The sequence below is a fragment of the Streptomyces sp. NPDC002742 genome, assembly GCF_042888885.1.
Classification (GTDB): domain Bacteria; phylum Actinomycetota; class Actinomycetes; order Streptomycetales; family Streptomycetaceae; genus Streptomyces.
The window spans coordinates 193,047-209,685 of the sequence record NZ_JBIAQF010000009.1 but is presented as its reverse complement, the minus strand read 5'-3'; the positions used below and the strand labels follow the sequence as shown (position 1 = coordinate 209,685).

The 16,639-nt window shown below is 70.5% G+C and carries 13 protein-coding genes and 1 tRNA gene; 11 read left to right on the top strand and 3 right to left on the bottom strand.

Annotated elements, in window-relative coordinates; all coding sequences use genetic code 11:
- The first annotated feature begins 384 nt into the window (after window positions 1-384).
- The 5 genes from ACFYW8_RS18270 to ACFYW8_RS18250 all read left to right on the top strand — a co-directional run bounded on the left by ACFYW8_RS18270 (window position 385) and on the right by ACFYW8_RS18250 (window position 7,048).
- A complete protein-coding gene (locus ACFYW8_RS18270; protein WP_389075740.1) occupies window positions 385-1,674 on the top strand; it encodes an extracellular solute-binding protein in 1,290 nt (429 codons plus the stop codon).
- Window positions 1,674-2,642, top strand: coding sequence for a carbohydrate ABC transporter permease (locus tag ACFYW8_RS18265; protein ID WP_389075735.1), 969 nt, complete (start codon window positions 1,674-1,676; stop codon window positions 2,640-2,642). The genes ACFYW8_RS18270 and ACFYW8_RS18265 overlap by 1 nt, the downstream gene beginning before the upstream one ends.
- Entirely contained in the window at window positions 2,639-3,544 is a 906-nt protein-coding gene (locus tag ACFYW8_RS18260; RefSeq protein ID WP_365879326.1) for a carbohydrate ABC transporter permease, read from the top strand. Before ACFYW8_RS18265 ends, ACFYW8_RS18260 begins: the two co-directional genes overlap by 4 nt.
- A gap of 1 nt (window position 3,545) precedes the next feature.
- Window positions 3,546-4,208 (top strand): hypothetical protein, encoded by a 663-nt coding sequence (locus ACFYW8_RS18255; RefSeq protein ID WP_389075728.1) that lies wholly within the window; start codon window positions 3,546-3,548, stop codon window positions 4,206-4,208.
- Between the two features lie 101 nt (window positions 4,209-4,309).
- Window positions 4,310-7,048, top strand: coding sequence for a Tat pathway signal sequence domain protein (locus ACFYW8_RS18250; protein WP_389075723.1), 2,739 nt, complete (start codon window positions 4,310-4,312; stop codon window positions 7,046-7,048).
- Window positions 7,049-7,083: 35 nt separating this feature from the next.
- Here ACFYW8_RS18250 and ACFYW8_RS18245 read toward each other — a convergent pair whose 3' ends face one another.
- Window positions 7,084-9,672, bottom strand: coding sequence for an SCO7613 C-terminal domain-containing membrane protein (locus tag ACFYW8_RS18245; protein WP_389075719.1), 2,589 nt, complete (start codon window positions 9,670-9,672; stop codon window positions 7,084-7,086).
- Between the two features lie 118 nt (window positions 9,673-9,790).
- On the opposite strand from ACFYW8_RS18245, the gene ACFYW8_RS18240 reads away from it, so the two are divergent.
- Together ACFYW8_RS18240 and ACFYW8_RS18235 are read left to right on the top strand one after the other, a co-directional pair.
- Window positions 9,791-10,237 (top strand): SRPBCC family protein, encoded by a 447-nt coding sequence (locus ACFYW8_RS18240; RefSeq protein WP_365879334.1) that lies wholly within the window; start codon window positions 9,791-9,793, stop codon window positions 10,235-10,237.
- A 39-nt stretch (window positions 10,238-10,276) separates the two neighbouring features.
- Window positions 10,277-10,348 (top strand) — tRNA-Val (locus ACFYW8_RS18235).
- Between the two features lie 66 nt (window positions 10,349-10,414).
- Here ACFYW8_RS18235 and ACFYW8_RS18230 read toward each other — a convergent pair.
- Window positions 10,415-11,140 carry a 3'-5' exonuclease gene (locus tag ACFYW8_RS18230; protein WP_365879337.1) on the bottom strand — a complete coding sequence of 242 codons (726 nt, stop codon included), beginning with the start codon at window positions 11,138-11,140 and terminating at the stop codon, window positions 10,415-10,417.
- 170 nt (window positions 11,141-11,310) lie between these two features.
- Between ACFYW8_RS18230 and ACFYW8_RS18225 the strand changes: the two genes are divergently transcribed.
- The 3 genes from ACFYW8_RS18225 to thrS all read left to right on the top strand — a co-directional run bounded on the left by ACFYW8_RS18225 (window position 11,311) and on the right by thrS (window position 15,181).
- Window positions 11,311-11,877 carry a DUF4365 domain-containing protein gene (locus tag ACFYW8_RS18225; protein ID WP_389075710.1) on the top strand — a complete coding sequence of 189 codons (567 nt, stop codon included), beginning with the start codon at window positions 11,311-11,313 and terminating at the stop codon, window positions 11,875-11,877.
- A complete protein-coding gene (locus ACFYW8_RS18220; protein ID WP_389075705.1) occupies window positions 11,874-13,091 on the top strand; it encodes a hypothetical protein in 1,218 nt (405 codons plus the stop codon). Before ACFYW8_RS18225 ends, ACFYW8_RS18220 begins: the two co-directional genes overlap by 4 nt.
- Window positions 13,092-13,204: 113 nt before the next feature.
- Entirely contained in the window at window positions 13,205-15,181 is a 1,977-nt protein-coding gene (gene thrS / locus ACFYW8_RS18215) for a threonine--tRNA ligase (RefSeq protein WP_389075702.1), read from the top strand.
- A gap of 97 nt (window positions 15,182-15,278) precedes the next feature.
- Here the strand turns inward: thrS and ACFYW8_RS18210 are convergent, their stop codons facing one another.
- Window positions 15,279-15,935, bottom strand: a complete 657-nt coding sequence (locus ACFYW8_RS18210; protein ID WP_389075699.1) for a potassium channel family protein — start codon at window positions 15,933-15,935, stop codon at window positions 15,279-15,281.
- Window positions 15,936-16,002: 67 nt separating this feature from the next.
- On the opposite strand from ACFYW8_RS18210, the gene ACFYW8_RS18205 reads away from it, so the two are divergent.
- On the top strand, window positions 16,003-16,563 hold the full coding sequence (locus tag ACFYW8_RS18205) for an HIT family protein (protein WP_389075694.1): 561 nt from the start codon (window positions 16,003-16,005) through the stop codon (window positions 16,561-16,563).
- Window positions 16,564-16,639 lie beyond the last annotated feature (76 nt).

Sequence of the window (16,639 nt, the reverse complement as noted above, 5' to 3'; positions counted from 1 at the left end):
CCAGTCGGACCTGGACGCCGACTTGAGCCGCGCCGGAGCCGCGCCGGAGTCGCTCCGGAGCCGCGCCGGAGTCGCGCGCGCATCACGCTCCGTTTCCGCGCCCTCCGCCAACAGCCCCGGCGGCAGTACATTTTCGGCCGCGCGCTCCGTCCGCCTCGCCGCCCGGGGAACGTTCGACAGGCCGACCGTGCGGGCCCGACCTGCGTACTCCTCTCCGTGCGCGCCGACCTGGTCGCAGGGCCCGGCGCGACGGGATCCAAGGGCCGCACATCAATTCCTGTCCGAATCATTGACGTGCCGGAAACCCCTCCGTACCTTGTGCCAGCAAGCGCTTACTTGAAACGATTCATGCAGGCGGCGTCGACGTTGCGGGGAGGCCCGGCAGTGGGAAACAACGGGAGTGTCGAGAGGCGGACGGTCCTCAAGGCGGCCGGAGCTTCGCTGGCCACGCTGGGGCTGGCCGCGGCGACGGGCTGCGGCGGAGGCAGCGGCAGCGCCGGGGACGGGACGGTGACGATCCGTTATGCCTGGTGGGGTGCCGACGAGCGGGCGAAGCGGATCAACCAGTCCATCGCGCTCTTCGAGAAGAAGTATCCGAAGATCAAGGTGCAGACGGACTTCCAGGATTATGTGGCCTTCTGGGAGAAGTTCCAGACCCAGGCCGCGGGCGGAAATCCGCCGGACGTATTCCAGAACGCCGTTGGATTCCTGCGGAAGTACGACAAGCGAGGGATCCTGCTCGACCTCAAGTCTCAGATAGACGCCGGAAATCTCAGCCTGAAAGGCTTCCGCGCGGGAGTCGAGAAGGTCGGGCAGGTCGACGGAAAGCAGCTCGGTATTCCGGTCGGGTCCAACACCATGTCACTTGTCATCGACGAGAAGGTGTTCGAGAAGGCGGGCGTCAAGCCGAAGGCGGGCTGGACCTGGGACGAGTACTTCGCGGCGCTCAAGACGATTCACGACACCCAGAAAGTGGCGGGCGACACCGGGTACTTCAGCATCATGTACCTGTACGACCTCTATCTCCGGCAGAACGGCAAAGCGTTCTTCACCAAGGACGGACTCGGTTTCGACGAGGCCGATCTGACGGAGTGGTGGACCGACGGCTACAACCGCGTCAAGGCCGGCATCATCACCGATCCCAAGCGGGTCGAGCAGGACAAGCCCAAGTCCTCGCTCTCGGCGGGCCACGCCGCCTCGGAGTTCACCTGGGACAACTTCACGGTCCGTTACACGGCCGAGGGAGACAGCAGTTACGGCCTGGCGCCGATCCCTACGACCGACGGCAAGCAGACCGGCCAGTACCTCGCCTCCCTGATGCTCAGCGCCTCCGCGCACACCAAGCACCCCAAGGAAGTCGCCCAGTTCATCGACTTCATGGTCCACGACCCCGAGGTCGGCAAGATCATGGGCTACGACCGCGGCATCCTCGCCACAACGGAGCAGTTCGACGCGTTCCAGCCGGCCGACGCCCCCAGCAAGGCCATCGCCCAGTACGAGCAGGATGTCGCCGCGGCCGGTGTGCTCGGCACGATCACGCCGCACCCTGCGGGCGCCGACACCGTCGAATCCGCCTTCCTGCGCATCGGCGGCGACATGTCGCAGGGCACCACCAAGGTCTCCGACGCGGTGAAGCAGTTCTTCTCCGAGGCGAAGACCGCCCTCGCCGCCTGATGGGAACCGCCGTGACGCTAGTCAAGGACTCTCCGCCCGACGCTCCGCGGACGCGCCCCGTGGCCCCCGCCGCCGAAAGGCGCCGGGGGCGCCGGGAGAATCTCGCCGGCTATCTCTTCATGTCGCCGTGGATCGCGGGCTTCCTGCTGCTGACCGCGGGCCCGATGGCCGCCTCGCTCTACTTCGCCTTCACCGACTACAACCTCTTCGATTCGCCGCGGTGGATCGGCTTCGACAACTTCACCACCATGTTCGACGATCCCCGGTGGCAGAAGTCGGTCGAGGTGACGGCCAAGTACGTCGTCATCGGCACGCCGCTCAAACTGCTGCTGGCGCTCGGCGTGGCCCTGCTCCTCGCCCAGAGCCGCCGCGGCCAGGCCGTCTACCGGGCCGCGTTCTACGCCCCTTCACTGATCGGCGCGAGCGTCTCGGTCGGCTTCGTCTGGCGCGCGCTGTTCTCCGACGACGCCGTCGTGGACCGTACGCAGTCGTTCCTCGGCCTCCACACCGGAGGCTGGGTCGGCGACCCGGGCTGGGTGCTCTACAGCCTGGTCGCGCTCACCGTCTGGCAGTTCGGCGCCCCCATGGTCATCTTCCTGGCCGGGCTCAAACAGGTGCCGAAGGAACTGTACGAGGCGGCGGAGGTGGACGGCGCGGGACCGCTGCGCAGGTTCTGGAGCATCACCCTGCCGATGATTTCCCCGGTGCTGTTCTTCAACGTGCTCCTGGAGACCATCCACTCGTTCCAGATCTTCGGTTCGGCGTACGTGGTCTCCAACACCACCTGCGGTCCGGCCGACGCCACACTCGTCTACACCTGCTACCTGTACCAGAAGGGCTTCAAGGAGTCCCAGATGGGCTTCGCGTCCGCCATGGCCTGGATGCTGCTGCTCGCCGTCGCGCTGGTGACGGCCGTCCTCTTCTGGACGCAGAAGCGCTGGGTGCACTACGAGGAGGACGCCCGATGAGCGGCATCACCGGCAAGGCAGTCGGCTCCGGCGCCGCCCCCGCCGCGGGACGCGCACGGACTCCCGGACGCGGGCGCGCCGGCTCGCTCGCCTGGCACCTCGGGGCCCTGCTGGTCCTCGCGGTCGTCCTCTATCCCGTGCTCTGGGTCCTCGGCGCCTCGTTCAAGCCGAGCCGGGAGATCGTCGGGAGCCTGCGGCTGTTCCCCACCAGCCCGATCCTCGCCAACTTCAAGGGGCTGGCGAACGGCATCGCCGACATCTCGATCGCCACGTTCTTCCAGAACTCCCTCTTCTACGCGCTCGGTTCCGTCGTCGGCATCCTGATCTCCTGCTCGCTCACCGCGTACGCCTTCGCCAAGATCCGGTTCGCCGGGCGGAACCTGCTCTTCTCGCTGATGATCGGCACGCTCCTGCTGCCGTACCACGTGCTGCTCATTCCGCAGTACGTGATGTTCCAGAAGGCGGGGCTGGTCAACACCTATGTGCCGCTGCTGATCGGCAAGTACCTGGCCACCGAGGCGTTCTTCGTCTTCCTCATGGTGCAGTTCATGCGGAACCTGCCGCGCGAACTGGACGAGGCGGCGCGGCTCGACGGCTGCGGGCATCTGCGGATCTACTGGTCGATCGTGCTGCCGCTGTGCCGTCCTGCCCTCATCACCAGCGCGATCTTCACCTTCATCAACGCCTGGAACGACTTCATGGGCCCGCTGATCTACCTCAACGAGCCGGGCAAGTACACGGTCTCGCTCGGCATGATGATGTTCCGCGACCAGGAAGGGATCGCCAACTACGGCGGCATGATCGCGATGTCCCTGGTGGCGCTGCTGCCAGTGCTCCTCTTCTTCCTCGCCTTCCAGCGGTATCTGATCGACGGTATGGCGACGTCCGGACTGAAGGGCTGAGATGGCCGTCACCCAGCCGAGATCCCGAGCCGGGGCCCGGACGGCCGTGCGAGGCGGCGCAGGGCGGGGGGCCGGGGCGGCCAAGTCCCGCAGGACTCCCGGGGAATCCGTCATCGCCGAGAGGTTCGCCGTCTTCGCCGAGTGTCTGCTGACCGGTGTGTGGATCGCGGTGGCCTCGCTGCCCCTCGTCACCGTTCCCGCCGCGTTCGCGGCCGGCGCGCGGCATCTGCGCCGTCGCACGGCTCATGAGGGCGGCGGATGGCGGGAGTTCGTGGCCGACTTCCGGGCGGCCGTACGGGGCGGCTGGCTCGTCGGAGTCGCCGGATGGGCCGGGGCGGCGGCGGTCCGGGTGGACGTCCAGGCCGTGCGCGCCGGAATCCCCGGTGGTCCACTCGTCGGAGCCGTCGGGCTCCTCGCGCTGATCGGGGGAGCTGTCGCGGGACTGCGCGCGGCCGCGGTCTGGGAGCCGGGGGCGGCCTGGCGCGGCCTGCTCGCCGACGCCGTACGCCGTACGGTCCTCGATCCCGCCGGATCCTTCCTGCTCGTCGGCGGGCTGGCCGTGGTGGCCTGCTCCGCCCTGATCGTCGCTCCGCTGGCGGTCCCGGTCCTCGGGGCCGTCGCGGCGGCGGCCGTCGCCGTCGAGGAGCGCAGGCGACGCCGCTGAGTCCGCGCGTCCACGGGCCGGAGCACTGAGCGCCCGGCCCGTCTCCGTCCTGCCTGTCTGTCTGTCATGCCCCTGACCGTCCCGTAAGGAAAGGAAAGGCCATGTCTCCCATCCCCCGCAGGTCCCTTCTGAAGGCGGCCGCCGTCGCCGGAGCCGCCGCGCAGTTCAGCTGGGCCCTCGGAGCCACGAACGCGCAGGCCGCCCCGGAAACCGTGGCCGCCGACGCGGACCCGGTGACCCTGGACTGGCTGGAGGACGGCGGCCTCGGCGCCGCCCCCGGTTCCACCGTCGGTGTGCCCTGGCCGAGGGGCACCTACCAGCAGAACCAGATGTTCGCCCTCACGGATGCCGACGGCAAGGCCGTCCCGGTGCAGTCCTGGCCGATCGCCTACTGGCCGGACGGCTCCCTCAAGTGGACCGCGCACGCGGTGAGTCCGGACGCGGGCAAGCTCACGCTGACCGCGGGGGAACCCGTCGCGCCGGAGCGGAAGGTCACCGTCGACAAGAGCGGCGGCACCATCGACATATCGACCGGGGTCATCACCGCGAAGATCGGCAAGAACGGCTCCACGCTGGTCAAGTCCGTGACACGCGGCACGACCGAGATCGCCAGGAACGGCCGCCTCGTCCTCATCCGTCAGCCGGAGATCGAGGACGAGGACCAGGGCGCCGAGAAGTCCGAGCGCTTCGAGAGCGCGATCTCCGGGGTCGAGGTCGAACAGGAGGGCCCGGTGCGGGCCGTCGTCCGCATCGACGGCAAACACCGCAAGGGCGAACGGAGTTGGCTGCCCTTCTCGGTCCGCCTCTACTTCTACGCGGGCGCCGACTCCTTCCGCATGGTGCACACGATCACCTTCGACGGAAAGCAGGAACCCGGGAAGAGCAGCGGCGACTTCGTCCGCGGGCTCGGCGTCCGCTTCACCGTACCGATGCGGGACGCCGCCTACGACCGCCACATCCGCATCGGCGGCGACGGCACCGGCCTGCTCCGCGAGGCCGTCAAGGGCATCACCGGCCTCCGCCGCGACCCCGGAGCCGCCGTCCAGGCGGCCCAGTTCGCGGGCGAGGAGCTCGCAGACCCCGCCACCTGGGACCAACGGGTCACCACCCGGCTCCAGTACATCCCCGAGTGGGGCGACTACACCCTTTCCCAGCTCTCCGCCGACGGCTTCACCCTGCGCAAGCGCACCAGGAAGGGGTACGGCTGGATCGGCGCCGGCGGCGGCCGGCGGGCCTCCGGCTTCGGTTACGTCGGCGGGCCGAGCGGCGGATTCTCCTTCGGGCTGCGGGACTTCTGGGAGAAGTTCCCCGCCCAGCTCGACATCCGCGACGCCCACACCGACGAGGCCGAGGTCACCCTCTGGCTCTGGTCGCCCGAGGCCCGGCCCATGGACCTGCGCTTCTACCACGACGGCATGGGCCAGGACACGTACGCCGAACAGCTCGAAGGCCTCAACATCACCTACGAGGACTACGAGCCGGGCTTCGGCACCCCCTACGGCATCGCCCGTACCTCCGAACTCCTCTTCTGGGCGAACGAGTCGACACCCACGCCCGAGAAGCTCGCCGAACAGGTAGACGCCGTACGCGTGTTGCCGCAGCTCGCCGCGCCGCCCAGGCAGTTGATCAAGGCGAAGGTCTTCGGCCCCGGTCTCTACTCCGAACCCGACCGGTCCACACCCGCCAAGGCGAGGATCGAGGACCACCTCGACTTCCTCTTCACCTACTACAAGGACCAGGTGGAGATGCGCCGTTGGTACGGCTTCTGGGACTACGGCGACATCATGCACTCGTACGACCCGGTCCGGCACCAGTGGCGCTACGACATCGGCGGCTACGCCTGGGACAACTCCGAACTGTCACCGGACCTCTGGCTGTGGTTCGCGTACCTCCGCAGCGGCCGCGCGGACATCTTCCGCTTCGCCGAGGCTATGACCCGGCACACCGGCGAGGTCGACGTCTACCACCTCGGCCAGTGGGCGGGCCTCGGCACCCGGCACGGTGTGCAGCACTACGCCGACAGCGCCAAACAGCAGCGCATCGCCAACACCACCTACCGGCGCCACTACTACTTCCTCACCGCCGACGAGCGCGTCGGCGACCTCATGCACGCCAACGTCGACTCCGACGAGACGTTCCTCGTGCTCGACCCGATCCGCAAGATCCGCACCGAGCCGTACACGCCCGACCGGCACGCGCTGTCGATCGGCTTCGGCACCGACTGGAGCGGGCTCGTCTCGGCGTGGCTGACCGAGTGGGAACGCAAGGGCCCCAAGTGGGAGAAGGCCAAGGCCCGCGTGCTGTCGACGATGGAGACCATCGCCGCGCAGCCCAACGGATTCGTCCAGGGCAGCGGCCTCTACGACCTCGACACCGGCCGGTTCGCCGTCGCCACGGAGCCCGTGGTCGGCGTCTCGCACCTCTCCGCGGTCTTCGGCCTGAACGAACTGTGCGCCGAACTCATCGATCTCGTCGACATGCCCGCCTTCAAAAGCGCCTATCTCGACTACTGCCGCTACTTCAATGCCACCAAGGCCGAACAGGCGGCCCGGTACGGCACCAACTTCGGCACCCTGCTGCTCTTCCAGGGCCACTCGCGCCTCGACGCGTACGCCGCCGTGCAGACCGGCGAGGCGGCCCTCGCCACCCGTGCGTGGACGAAGTTCTACAGCTCCGACGGCTACACCGAGTCCTCGCCGTGGAAGACGGAGAAGCTGAGCGGTCCCGTCACGCTGGTGCCGGGCAGCGAGGCCAACTGGGTCTACACGAACGACACGGCGTTGTACGGCCTCGCCGCCATCGAGAACCTCGCGCTCCTGGGCGACAGGATGCCTTCGTGAGCGCCCCCTCGTCGACCGGTCGCTAGCAACAGGTCCTAGTCCATCCGTCCCAGCACCTCCCGCACCCGCCGTGCGTCGCGAATCCGCTGCTCGTACGTGGCACCCAGCCCGAGCAGCAGCAGACCGGCGAGTGCGGGAGGCGTCCAACGCGGGAGGGCGTTCACCAACTGAATGATGTACGGGGCGAGTTCGTGCAGAGCGTCCAGGACGAGCACGCTGCCGCCCAGCACCAGCGGAGCCTGCAGGCGGTGCCGGGCACCCAGCAGGGTGACGACGAGCGCCGCCGAGCCCAGCAGCAGAGGGCGGAGCCAGTGGGCGTCGCCCCGCACCGCGAGCAGGCTCGGCACGAGCGTCACGGACAGGCCCGGCGCGTACGCCGTCCACGACGACACGGTCGTGTCCGCGCGGCGCCTGAACGCGCCCACGAGCAGCGCCGGAACGGTCACCGGCAGCGTGTACGCCTCCGGGGAGCCGACACCCCAGGCCGCGAGGCGCACCCAGGCGGCCGGCACGAACAGGGCGGCCGCCGCGTAACCCGCGGAGCGCCGGTCCTGCCGTACGGCCGTGCCCGCGGCGATCACCGCGCACAGGGCCAGGACCGTGGCCAGCATGGCCGGTTCGGTGACCGTGAGCGCGATGGCGAGCAGCCCCGCGAGGGCACCGGTGACCTCGATCGACACGGTCGTCGGTCCGTCCTCGACGCGCGCCGCGAGCAGCGCCGCGGCCACGGGTACGACCAGTACGAGCAACGCGGTGTGCTGGGGCCGCAGGCCGAGGGAGGCGCCGGCCGCGCAGGCGAGGGCTGTCGCGTACCCGAGGGACGCGGGTGCGACGACCGGGCCGAGGCCGGGCCGCCGGGCGGGCCGTACGGCGGCCGCCGCGAACAGGACGGCCAGTGCGGTGAGCACGGTCAGGGTCGCGGTCTCGGAGGCCAGCGCGAGGAACGCGAGGCTGAGGGAGGTGAGCAGGGCGAGCACCGGCGCGGTGACCGAGGGGTGCGTCCGGCGGGCGTACCCGAGCAGAGCCACCGTGGTGAGCCCCTGCACGGACAGCCCTGCCACGTAAGGGAGTTCGAGGGTCGCCGGGAGGATGAGCAGCGTCGCCCACGTCAGCGTCAGCGCACAGACGACGGCGTGCGGACGCCATGCGGCGGCGCGGACGGCCACCACCAGAGCCGCGGCGACGAGCGCGAGAACGAGCGGCGCCGCGGCCGCGTGCGAGGGCCACGGCAGGCCGGCCGTCACCGCGTCCCGCGCGCTCGCGGGCGCACCGGACCAGACCGAGCCCGCCAGGCCGACCGGTCCCAGCAGGGTGACCGCGACCACGGGCAGCGCCCACGCCACGGAGAGTGCGCCCACGCAGCCGGAGGCCAGGGTGACTCCGCGGCGTACCGGCGTCGGCAGTCCCGTCCTCGCGAGGGCCAACAGGGCGATCCCGCAGGCCAGATGACCCGGAACCGTCCACCCGCCCGGCAGGGACGTGCGCAGCACCCCGCCGAACGCGACGACGCAGATCAGGCCCCCGGCCGTCGCCGCGCCCGTCGCGAGGCCCGCCTTCGGGACGCGCCACGCCGCCGCCAGCGCGATCGACGCGGACAGGAGGAGGAGCGCCGCCGCACGGGCGGCGGCGCTCGGGCCGGCGGCGGCCAAGGACAGCCAGCCGGCGGCGAAGGTGCCGCAGCCGCCCATCCCGAACACCCAGGCGGCGGCGACGACACGGACGGACTTCAGGGGCGCACGCAGCGCCAGCGCCGCGTCGAAGGCCGCCGTGACCAGCAGGGCGGCCGTGACGGTGTGCGCACCCGCGGCGGCGGCCACCGCCCACAGGAGCAGCGGCAACTGCGCGGCGACCACGGCGGCGGGCAGGGGCACCCGCAGCGACGGCCGTACGGCGACGGTGGCCGCATCCCGATTCGCGCCCGTGCCGACACCTGTGCCTGTGTTCGCACCTGTGTCGCCGACGGCGCCGGTCTCGCGGTCCGCGCCGGGGTTCGGGGCGGCCGCCCGCTGTCCCGTCGCCGGGTGCTCGCCCGCGCCCGCGGGGGACGGTTCCGGGGTGCCGGGGACGGCCCCCCGTGCTCCGGCCGCCCGGACCGGCGCGCCCACCGCGAGTCCGTACGCCGTCCACACCGCGGCCAGCGCCGCCGAAGCGACCGCCGCGTAGCCCACGCCGTCCGTGCGGGGGAGCGCGACCGCGTACAGCGCGTACGCGTCCAGGACCGTCAGCGCGAGGCCGAGCCCCGCCAGCGCCTCGGCCGTCGCGCGCAGCCCGCGCCGCAGCAGGAGCACGGGCGCGCCGAGCGCGACCAGCGTCACCGCGCCGAGCACCAGCGAACGCCCCGCGATCCCCAGGTGTCCCCAGCCGACCAGCGTGAACGCGACGGCTGCGATGGTCAGCAGGATGCCGCCGAGGAGCAGCAGGGCGTTCTGCACACCGGGTGCCGTGGCTTCCGGCCGACGGGCCGGGAACGCCGGGGGTGCCAGGGGCGCGGTCCGTACCGGCGGCTGGAGCGCGTGGATCAGCCAGGCGCGGCGGTTCAGCAACACGGCGCGGCGGGCGTCGAGTTGCCGCAGCTCGGTGTCGAGCAGGCGCAACTCCTCGGCCGGGGACGGGATCTGGGACATATCCCGGAGTGTGGTCCCGGTCACGTCCCCGGGCATGAGTGCGCGTACTCACGCCGTACTCAGATCGGCGGACGGGCGCGGTCGGTACATCCGGTCCGCCGGTGGGCAGACTCGGTCCATGGACTGGACCCACTACCGATTTCGCACCGTGTGGGAGCTGCCCGCGCCTCCCGCGGACGTGTACGTCGTCCTGGAACAGGCCGAGAACTACCCGCGCTGGTGGCCCCAGGTGCGCGAGGTGACCCGCGTGGACGACGACACCGGCGTCATCCGGATCCGCTCGGTCCTGCCGTACGACATCACCATCACCGCGCGTGCGGCGCGCCGGGACCCGGCGGCCGGTGTCCTGGAGATCGCGATGTCGGGCGACCTCGACGGCTGGGCGCGCTGGACGTTCGACGCGGCCGGCCCCGGCACCCGCGCCCGTTACGACCAGGAAGTGCGGGTGACCACGCCGCTGCTGCGGCGGCTCGCCGTGCCGGGACGCCCCTTCTTCCGTGCCAACCACGCCCTGATGATGCGCGCGGGACGGCGCGGACTGAGGGCTTGCCTCGAAGCGGTTTGAACCCCACCCGCCGGGACCTGTATTGTTCAGTCCGTTCCCGGGCGATTAGCTCAGTGGGAGAGCGCTTCGTTCACACCGAAGAGGTCACTGGTTCGAACCCAGTATCGCCCACCCGGGGAAGACCGGTCCGTCGACGACGGACCGGTTTTTCGTTGTGCCCGCGGGCGTCGCGCCCGGTCAGGCGGCCGCCGGCAGATCCGGACGCAGCGGCCACGCCGGATCCACCACCTCCGGCGCACCGCTGCGTGCGAACCAGGCCTGCAGCCCGCGCGCCTGTGCCGCGTGCCACACCGCCTGGAGCGTGTGCAGCTCGGACGGCGACAGCCGCTCCAGCCGGGCCGAGAAACGGCGTCCCACCGCACGGACGACCTCCATCGAGGCCAGCGCGTCGGCCGCCGCGTCGTGCGCGCCCTCCAGTACCACGTCGTAGTGCGCGCACAGGTCGGTCAGGGTGCGGCGACCCTTGCGGTAGCGGTCCAGGTGCTTGTCGAGGACGCGGGGGTCGAGCACGCGCAGCGAGGTCGACTCGAACCAGTGGTCGAGGGACGAGGCGCGATGCCTGCGCAACTCCCGGTCCAGCAGCGTCAGATCGAACGGGGCGTTCATCACCACGAGCGGCCGGCCCGCCGCGGCCTGTTCACTCAGCTCCCGGGCTATCTCCTCCATGACGGGCGACGGCCAGCGGCCGTTGCGCTGCAGATGTTCGTCCGTGAGCCCGTGCACCGCCGTCGCCCCCGCGGGCACCGGCACTCCCGGGTTCACCAGCCATCGGGTCACCCGCGGACGGGAACCCGGGGCGTCCTGGACGACGACGGCGGCCGACACGATCCTGTCGGTCTCTACGTCCACGCCCGTGGTCTCCGTGTCGAACGCGGCCAAAGGGCCCTCGTACCAGCACGTCATACGTACACAACTCCTCGTTCACCCACGGCAGCTGACGCGCCGTCTTCTGCCTGTTTGGTGATACCCGTGCTGTTTGCGCCGTACGCCGGAAGGAGACAACAGAGGTACGGGTCTTTGCAGTTCAGCGACCCGTCGCGGGGATACATCAAGCCTGGAAGGCTGTTGGACTCATGGCACTCGCGCAGCCCGAACGGGGCGGGCTGCTGCCCCAGCGGACGGCACCCCATCGCGGATCGCTCGCCACCACCGCCTGCATGGAAACCTTGCAGGTCGGCTACCTGCACGCGGTCGCGGCGGCCGCGGGCTGTTCGCTGTCCCAGCCGTTTCCCGACAACGGCATCGACTGGCACGTCAGCCACAGCGCCCCCGGGCACACGGTCGACGACGAAGTCACCATCAAGGTGCAGCTCAAGTGCACGTACCAGATCCCGCCGAACCCTCCGGGACCCGCCTTCTCCTTCACGCTCGACAACGACCACCTGGCGAAGCTCGCGCGCACCCCGGTCTCGGTGCACAAGATCCTGGTCGTGATGCTGGTGCCCAGATCCCAGGACGACTGGCTGCGCGCCAGCCACGACCGGCTCGACCTGCGGCACTGCTGCTACTGGATCAACCTCGCCGGACACGCCATCACCGGCCGGCGCCGGACCACCGTCCGCATTCCGACGGCGCGGATCTTCGACGACCGGGCCCTCTGCGAGATCATGACGAGGGTCGGGACGGGAGGCAGACCATGACACACCGCCCCACCGACGAGGTACTGCGGCCGGTCAGGCCGCACCCCGCCGAAGCGTTCTGGAACGATCCGCCCACGCCCGACCAGGTCGACCCCACCGTCTTCGGCGCGCTGCTGCGGCGGCACGGCTGGCAGCGCCGCGGGGGAGCGGCCGGACGGTACGGCCGATGGACCCCACCGGGGCCCGGGGGCGGCGGCACCAGCCTGCTGGTGCCGGAGAACCGGGCCTTCCCCGACAGTGACGACCTTCTCGGCGAGGCTCTCGTCGCGCTCGCCCGCAGCGGTTCGCCGTCGGCGCGCGACGTGCTCGTCGGCCTCGCCGTGCCGAGCGACGAGATCCGCTGGTGGCGGGAGGTGCCGACGGGGCCGGTGGGCGCGGCGTCCTGGACCGTCGAGGAGCAGCTGCGCGGGGCCGCCCGCCAGATGCTGCTCGCCGGCTCGCTGGCCACACGCGCGCGTGCCGGCTACTACGGCGCCCGCCACCGCAGGTCCGCCGGCGCCGCCCTGGAGAACGTCCTGGTCGGCGCCGAACCGGGCGGCCGTGGCCTCACCGCCTTCGTGCCGGTCACCACCGGCCGGCCGCTCGCCGTACGACTGCACGAGGCGCTGTGCGCCGCCCGTGAGGCCATCGACTACCAGCGGGCCACCGGCGGCATGGACGCCTTCGACGCCGCCGTCGAGGCAGGCGTCAGCCATGAACTGATGGAAGCCCTGGTGGCACTCGTCCGCGGCACCGAGGGCGCCCGGATCACCGTCGAGTGGTCGCCCGCCGCGGGCGTTCCCGAGGGCGGCGCGAACCCCGCCGAGCCCGTCGAGTTCTCGCCCGGGGACCTGCCGGTGCTGCGCGAGGCCGGGGCCCGCTATCTGCGCGAGGAACCTTCCGTGCCCGTGCGGATCACCGGCGCCGTGGTCCGGATGCGCAGGTCGGGCCCGCGCGGGGAGGGCACCGTACGCGTGCGGGTCATCGCGGGCGCCGAGGTCCCGCACGTCCGGATGACCCTCGACGAGGAGGCGTACCGGATAGCGGGCCAGGCCCATCTGGTCGGGCTGCCGGTGCGGGTGCACGGGCGGCTGGAGAGCCGCGGCGGGTTCCGCAGGCTCACGGACGCCTCCGGCGTCGTCCCCGTACAGGTGGACGAGGCCGAGCGGGACCGGCTGATGAAGTCGCTCCAGGAGAACCTGGACTTCTTCGAGGAGGCCTGCAGCGAGGACTGACGGCGCACTGTCCACAACCGTTTCGCGGAGGACACCCCGGGCTCGGTAGGATTCGGGGCATTGCCATGCCATGTCGTATGTGGTGTGGAGTCGCCTTCAGTCAGGAGAGTCCGGTGTCAGACGTCCGTGTGATCATCCAACGCGATTCCGAGCGGGAAGAGCGCGTGGTGACGACGGGCACTACGGCCGCCGACCTCTTCACCGGCGAGCGCACCATCATCGCGGCCCGCGTCGCCGGCGAGCTGAGGGACCTCGCGTACGAGGTGCAGGACGGCGAGGAGGTCGAGCCCGTCGAGATCTCCTCCGAGGACGGCCTGAACATCCTGCGCCACTCCACCGCGCACGTGATGGCCCAGGCCGTGCAGGAGCTCTTCCCCGACGCCAAGCTGGGCATCGGCCCGCCGGTCAAGGACGGCTTCTACTACGACTTCGACGTCGAGAAGCCGTTCACGCCCGAGGACCTCAAGGCCGTCGAGAAGAAGATGCAGGAGATCCAGAAGCGCGGGCAGCGCTTCTCCCGCCGCGTCGTCACCGACGAGGGCGCCCGCGAGGAGCTGGCGGCCGAGCCGTACAAGCTGGAGCTCATCGGCATCAAGGGCGCCGCGTCCACGGACGACGGAGCGAACGTCGAGGTGGGCGGCGGCGAGCTGACCATCTACGACAACCTCGACGCCAAGACCGGCGAGCTGTGCTGGAAGGACCTCTGCCGCGGTCCCCACCTGCCCACCACCCGCAACATCCCGGCGTTCAAGCTGATGCGCAACGCTTCGGCGTACTGGCGCGGCAGCGAGAAGAACAAGCAGCTCCAGCGCATCTACGGCACCGCCTGGCCCTCCAAGGAGGAGCTGAAGGCGCACCTCGACTTCCTCGCCGAGGCCGAGAAGCGCGACCACCGCAAGCTGGGCAACGAACTGGACCTGTTCTCCATCCCGGACCAGATCGGCTCCGGCCTCGCCGTCTTCCACCCCAAGGGCGGTGTCATCCGCCGGGTCATGGAGGACTACTCGCGCCGCCGGCACGAGGAAGAGGGCTACGAGTTCGTCTACACCCCGCACGCCACCAAGGGGAAGCTCTTCGAGACCTCGGGCCACCTGGACTGGTACGCCGACGGCATGTACCCGCCCATGCAGCTCGACGAGGGCGTGGACTACTACCTCAAGCCCATGAACTGCCCGATGCACAACCTGATCTTCGACGCGCGAGGCCGTTCGTACCGTGAACTGCCGCTGCGCCTCTTCGAGTTCGGCACCGTGTACCGGTACGAGAAGTCGGGCGTCGTGCACGGCCTGACCCGCGCCCGGGGCTTCACGCAGGACGACGCGCACATCTACTGCACCAAGGAGCAGATGGCGGAGGAGCTCGACAAGACGCTCACCTTCGTCCTGAACCTGCTGCGCGACTACGGCCTCACCGACTTCTACCTTGAGCTGTCCACCAAGGACCCGGAGAAGTTCGTCGGCTCGGACGAGGTCTGGGAAGAGGCCACCGAGACGCTGCGCCAGGTCGCCGAGAAGCAGGGCCTCCCGCTGGTCCCGGACCCGGGCGGCGCGGCGTTCTACGGCCCGAAGATCTCCGTGCAGACCAAGGACGCCATCGGCCGCACCTGGCAGATGTCGACCGTGCAGCTCGACTTCAACCTGCCCGAGCGCTTCGACCTGGAGTACACCGGCCCCGACGGCTCCAAGCAGCGCCCGGTCATGATCCACCGTGCGCTCTTCGGCTCCATCGAGCGCTTCTTCGCCGTGCTCCTGGAGCACTACGCGGGCGCGTTCCCGGCGTGGCTGGCGCCCGTCCAGGCGATCGGCATCCCGATCGGCGACGCGCACGTGGAGTACCTCCAGAAGTTCGCCGCCGAGGCCCGCAAGAAGGGTCTGCGCGTCGAGGTCGACGCGTCCTCGGACCGTATGCAGAAGAAGATCAGGAACGCCCAGAAGCAGAAGGTCCCCTTCATGGTCATCGCGGGCGACGAGGACATGACGGCCGGTGCCGTCTCCTTCCGCTACCGCGACGGCTCGCAGGAGAACGGCATCCCCCTCGACGAGGCCATCGCCAAGATCGCGAAGGTCGTCGAGGAGCGCGCGCAGGTCTGATCGGCCGCGGCTCGGTTCCGCGCAGGCCGGGTTCGCGGGTCTGCTCCGCGCAGGTGTGAACCCGCTGTCCGCACATGACGGGAAGCCCCCGGGAAGCTCAGCTCCCCGGGGGCTTTTCGTCGCCCTCACGGCGGAACACCTGCAGCAGCCACGAGGAGAACGACCCCGTCACCGCGCCGAGCAGTGCCAGACCGCACACCATCATGACGACCGCGATCACGCGCCCCCTCGGCGTCACCGGCGTCACGTCCCCGTACCCGACCGTCGAGAGCGTGGAGGCGGCCCACCACACCGAGTCGCCGAAGGTGACGATCGTCGCGTGCGGTGCCTGGTACTCCGCCTGGTAGACGGCGAGGGAGCCCGAGAATCCGAGCAGCAGGACCGCGATGCCCGCGTAGAACATCACCCGCGCGTACAGCGGGAGCCGTGGCTCTCCGCGGCGCCGCAGCACGGCGTCGTAGAGCTTGACGACCCGCAGCGGACGCAGGAGGGGCAGGACGAGCACCACGGTGTCCAGCAGATGACGGTGAACGAAGCGGGGGCCCTGTCCGCTCAGCCGCCACAGCACCAGGTAGTCGACGAGGAACGCCGCCCAGGTGACCGCGATCACCGCGAGGCAGGCTTCCCGTCCGGCCTGGGGCAGACCGTGCGCCAGCACATGGACCGCGTACGCGGCGAGGAACAGCAGCGACGCGACCCCCAGCGGTACCTCGGTGCGCTGCTCCCAGCGGATCATCGGGCTGTCGTCGTCCATGGCCAAAGCTTCGCCGGAGGCCCCGTTGCCCGGCACCCGCCGACACGCCGCGAACGGGCGAAGCAATATGCTGCAACACATGACGAGTGAGCCGGAGCAGCAGATCGGAGTGGGGACGCGGGACGCGTTCCAGCGCCTTTGGACGCCCCACCGGATGGCCTACATCCAGGGCGAGAACAAGCCCACCGGTCCGGGTGCCGAGGACGGCTGTCCCTTCTGCTCGATTCCGGCCAAGTCCGACGAGGACGGGCTGATCGTGAGGCGCGGCGAACAGGTGTACGCGGTGCTCAACCTCTACCCGTACAACGGCGGGCACCTGATGGTCGTGCCCTACCGGCACGTCGCCGACTACACGGACCTCACCGGGCCGGAGACCGCCGAACTCGGTGAGCTGACCAAGCAGGCCATGACCGCCCTGCGCACCGCCTCCGGCGCCCATGGCTTCAACATCGGCATGAACCAGGGCTCGGTCGCGGGCGCCGGCATCGCCGCCCATCTGCACCAGCACATCGTGCCCCGCTGGGGCGGCGACACCAACTTCATGCCGGTCGTCGGCCACACCAAGGTCCTGCCCCAACTCCTCGCGGACACCCGCAAGATGCTGGCCGAGGCCTGGCCGACCGCGTAGCCCGGTCCGGGGCGCCTCCTGCGGCGCCCCGTCCTCCGCCGGACCCGCCCGCGTACGGCGGGCACCCGGGCTTCCC

Bases quoted from the DNA above. Each gene is read 5' to 3' on its own strand.
- ACFYW8_RS18265 (WP_389075735.1), top strand. From the start codon at position 1,674: ATGGGAACCGCCGTGACGCTAGTCAAGGACTCTCCGCCCGACGCTCCG.
- ACFYW8_RS18260 (WP_365879326.1), top strand. From the start codon at position 2,639: ATGAGCGGCATCACCGGCAAGGCAGTCGGCTCCGGCGCCGCCCCCGCC.
- ACFYW8_RS18255 (WP_389075728.1), top strand. From the start codon at position 3,546: ATGGCCGTCACCCAGCCGAGATCCCGAGCCGGGGCCCGGACGGCCGTG.
- ACFYW8_RS18250 (WP_389075723.1), top strand. From the start codon at position 4,310: ATGTCTCCCATCCCCCGCAGGTCCCTTCTGAAGGCGGCCGCCGTCGCC.
- ACFYW8_RS18245 (WP_389075719.1), bottom strand. From the start codon at position 9,672: ATGTCCCAGATCCCGTCCCCGGCCGAGGAGTTGCGCCTGCTCGACACC.
- ACFYW8_RS18240 (WP_365879334.1), top strand. From the start codon at position 9,791: ATGGACTGGACCCACTACCGATTTCGCACCGTGTGGGAGCTGCCCGCG.
- ACFYW8_RS18230 (WP_365879337.1), bottom strand. From the start codon at position 11,140: ATGACGTGCTGGTACGAGGGCCCTTTGGCCGCGTTCGACACGGAGACC.
- ACFYW8_RS18225 (WP_389075710.1), top strand. From the start codon at position 11,311: ATGGCACTCGCGCAGCCCGAACGGGGCGGGCTGCTGCCCCAGCGGACG.
- ACFYW8_RS18220 (WP_389075705.1), top strand. From the start codon at position 11,874: ATGACACACCGCCCCACCGACGAGGTACTGCGGCCGGTCAGGCCGCAC.
- ACFYW8_RS18210 (WP_389075699.1), bottom strand. From the start codon at position 15,935: ATGGACGACGACAGCCCGATGATCCGCTGGGAGCAGCGCACCGAGGTA.
- ACFYW8_RS18205 (WP_389075694.1), top strand. From the start codon at position 16,003: ATGCTGCAACACATGACGAGTGAGCCGGAGCAGCAGATCGGAGTGGGG.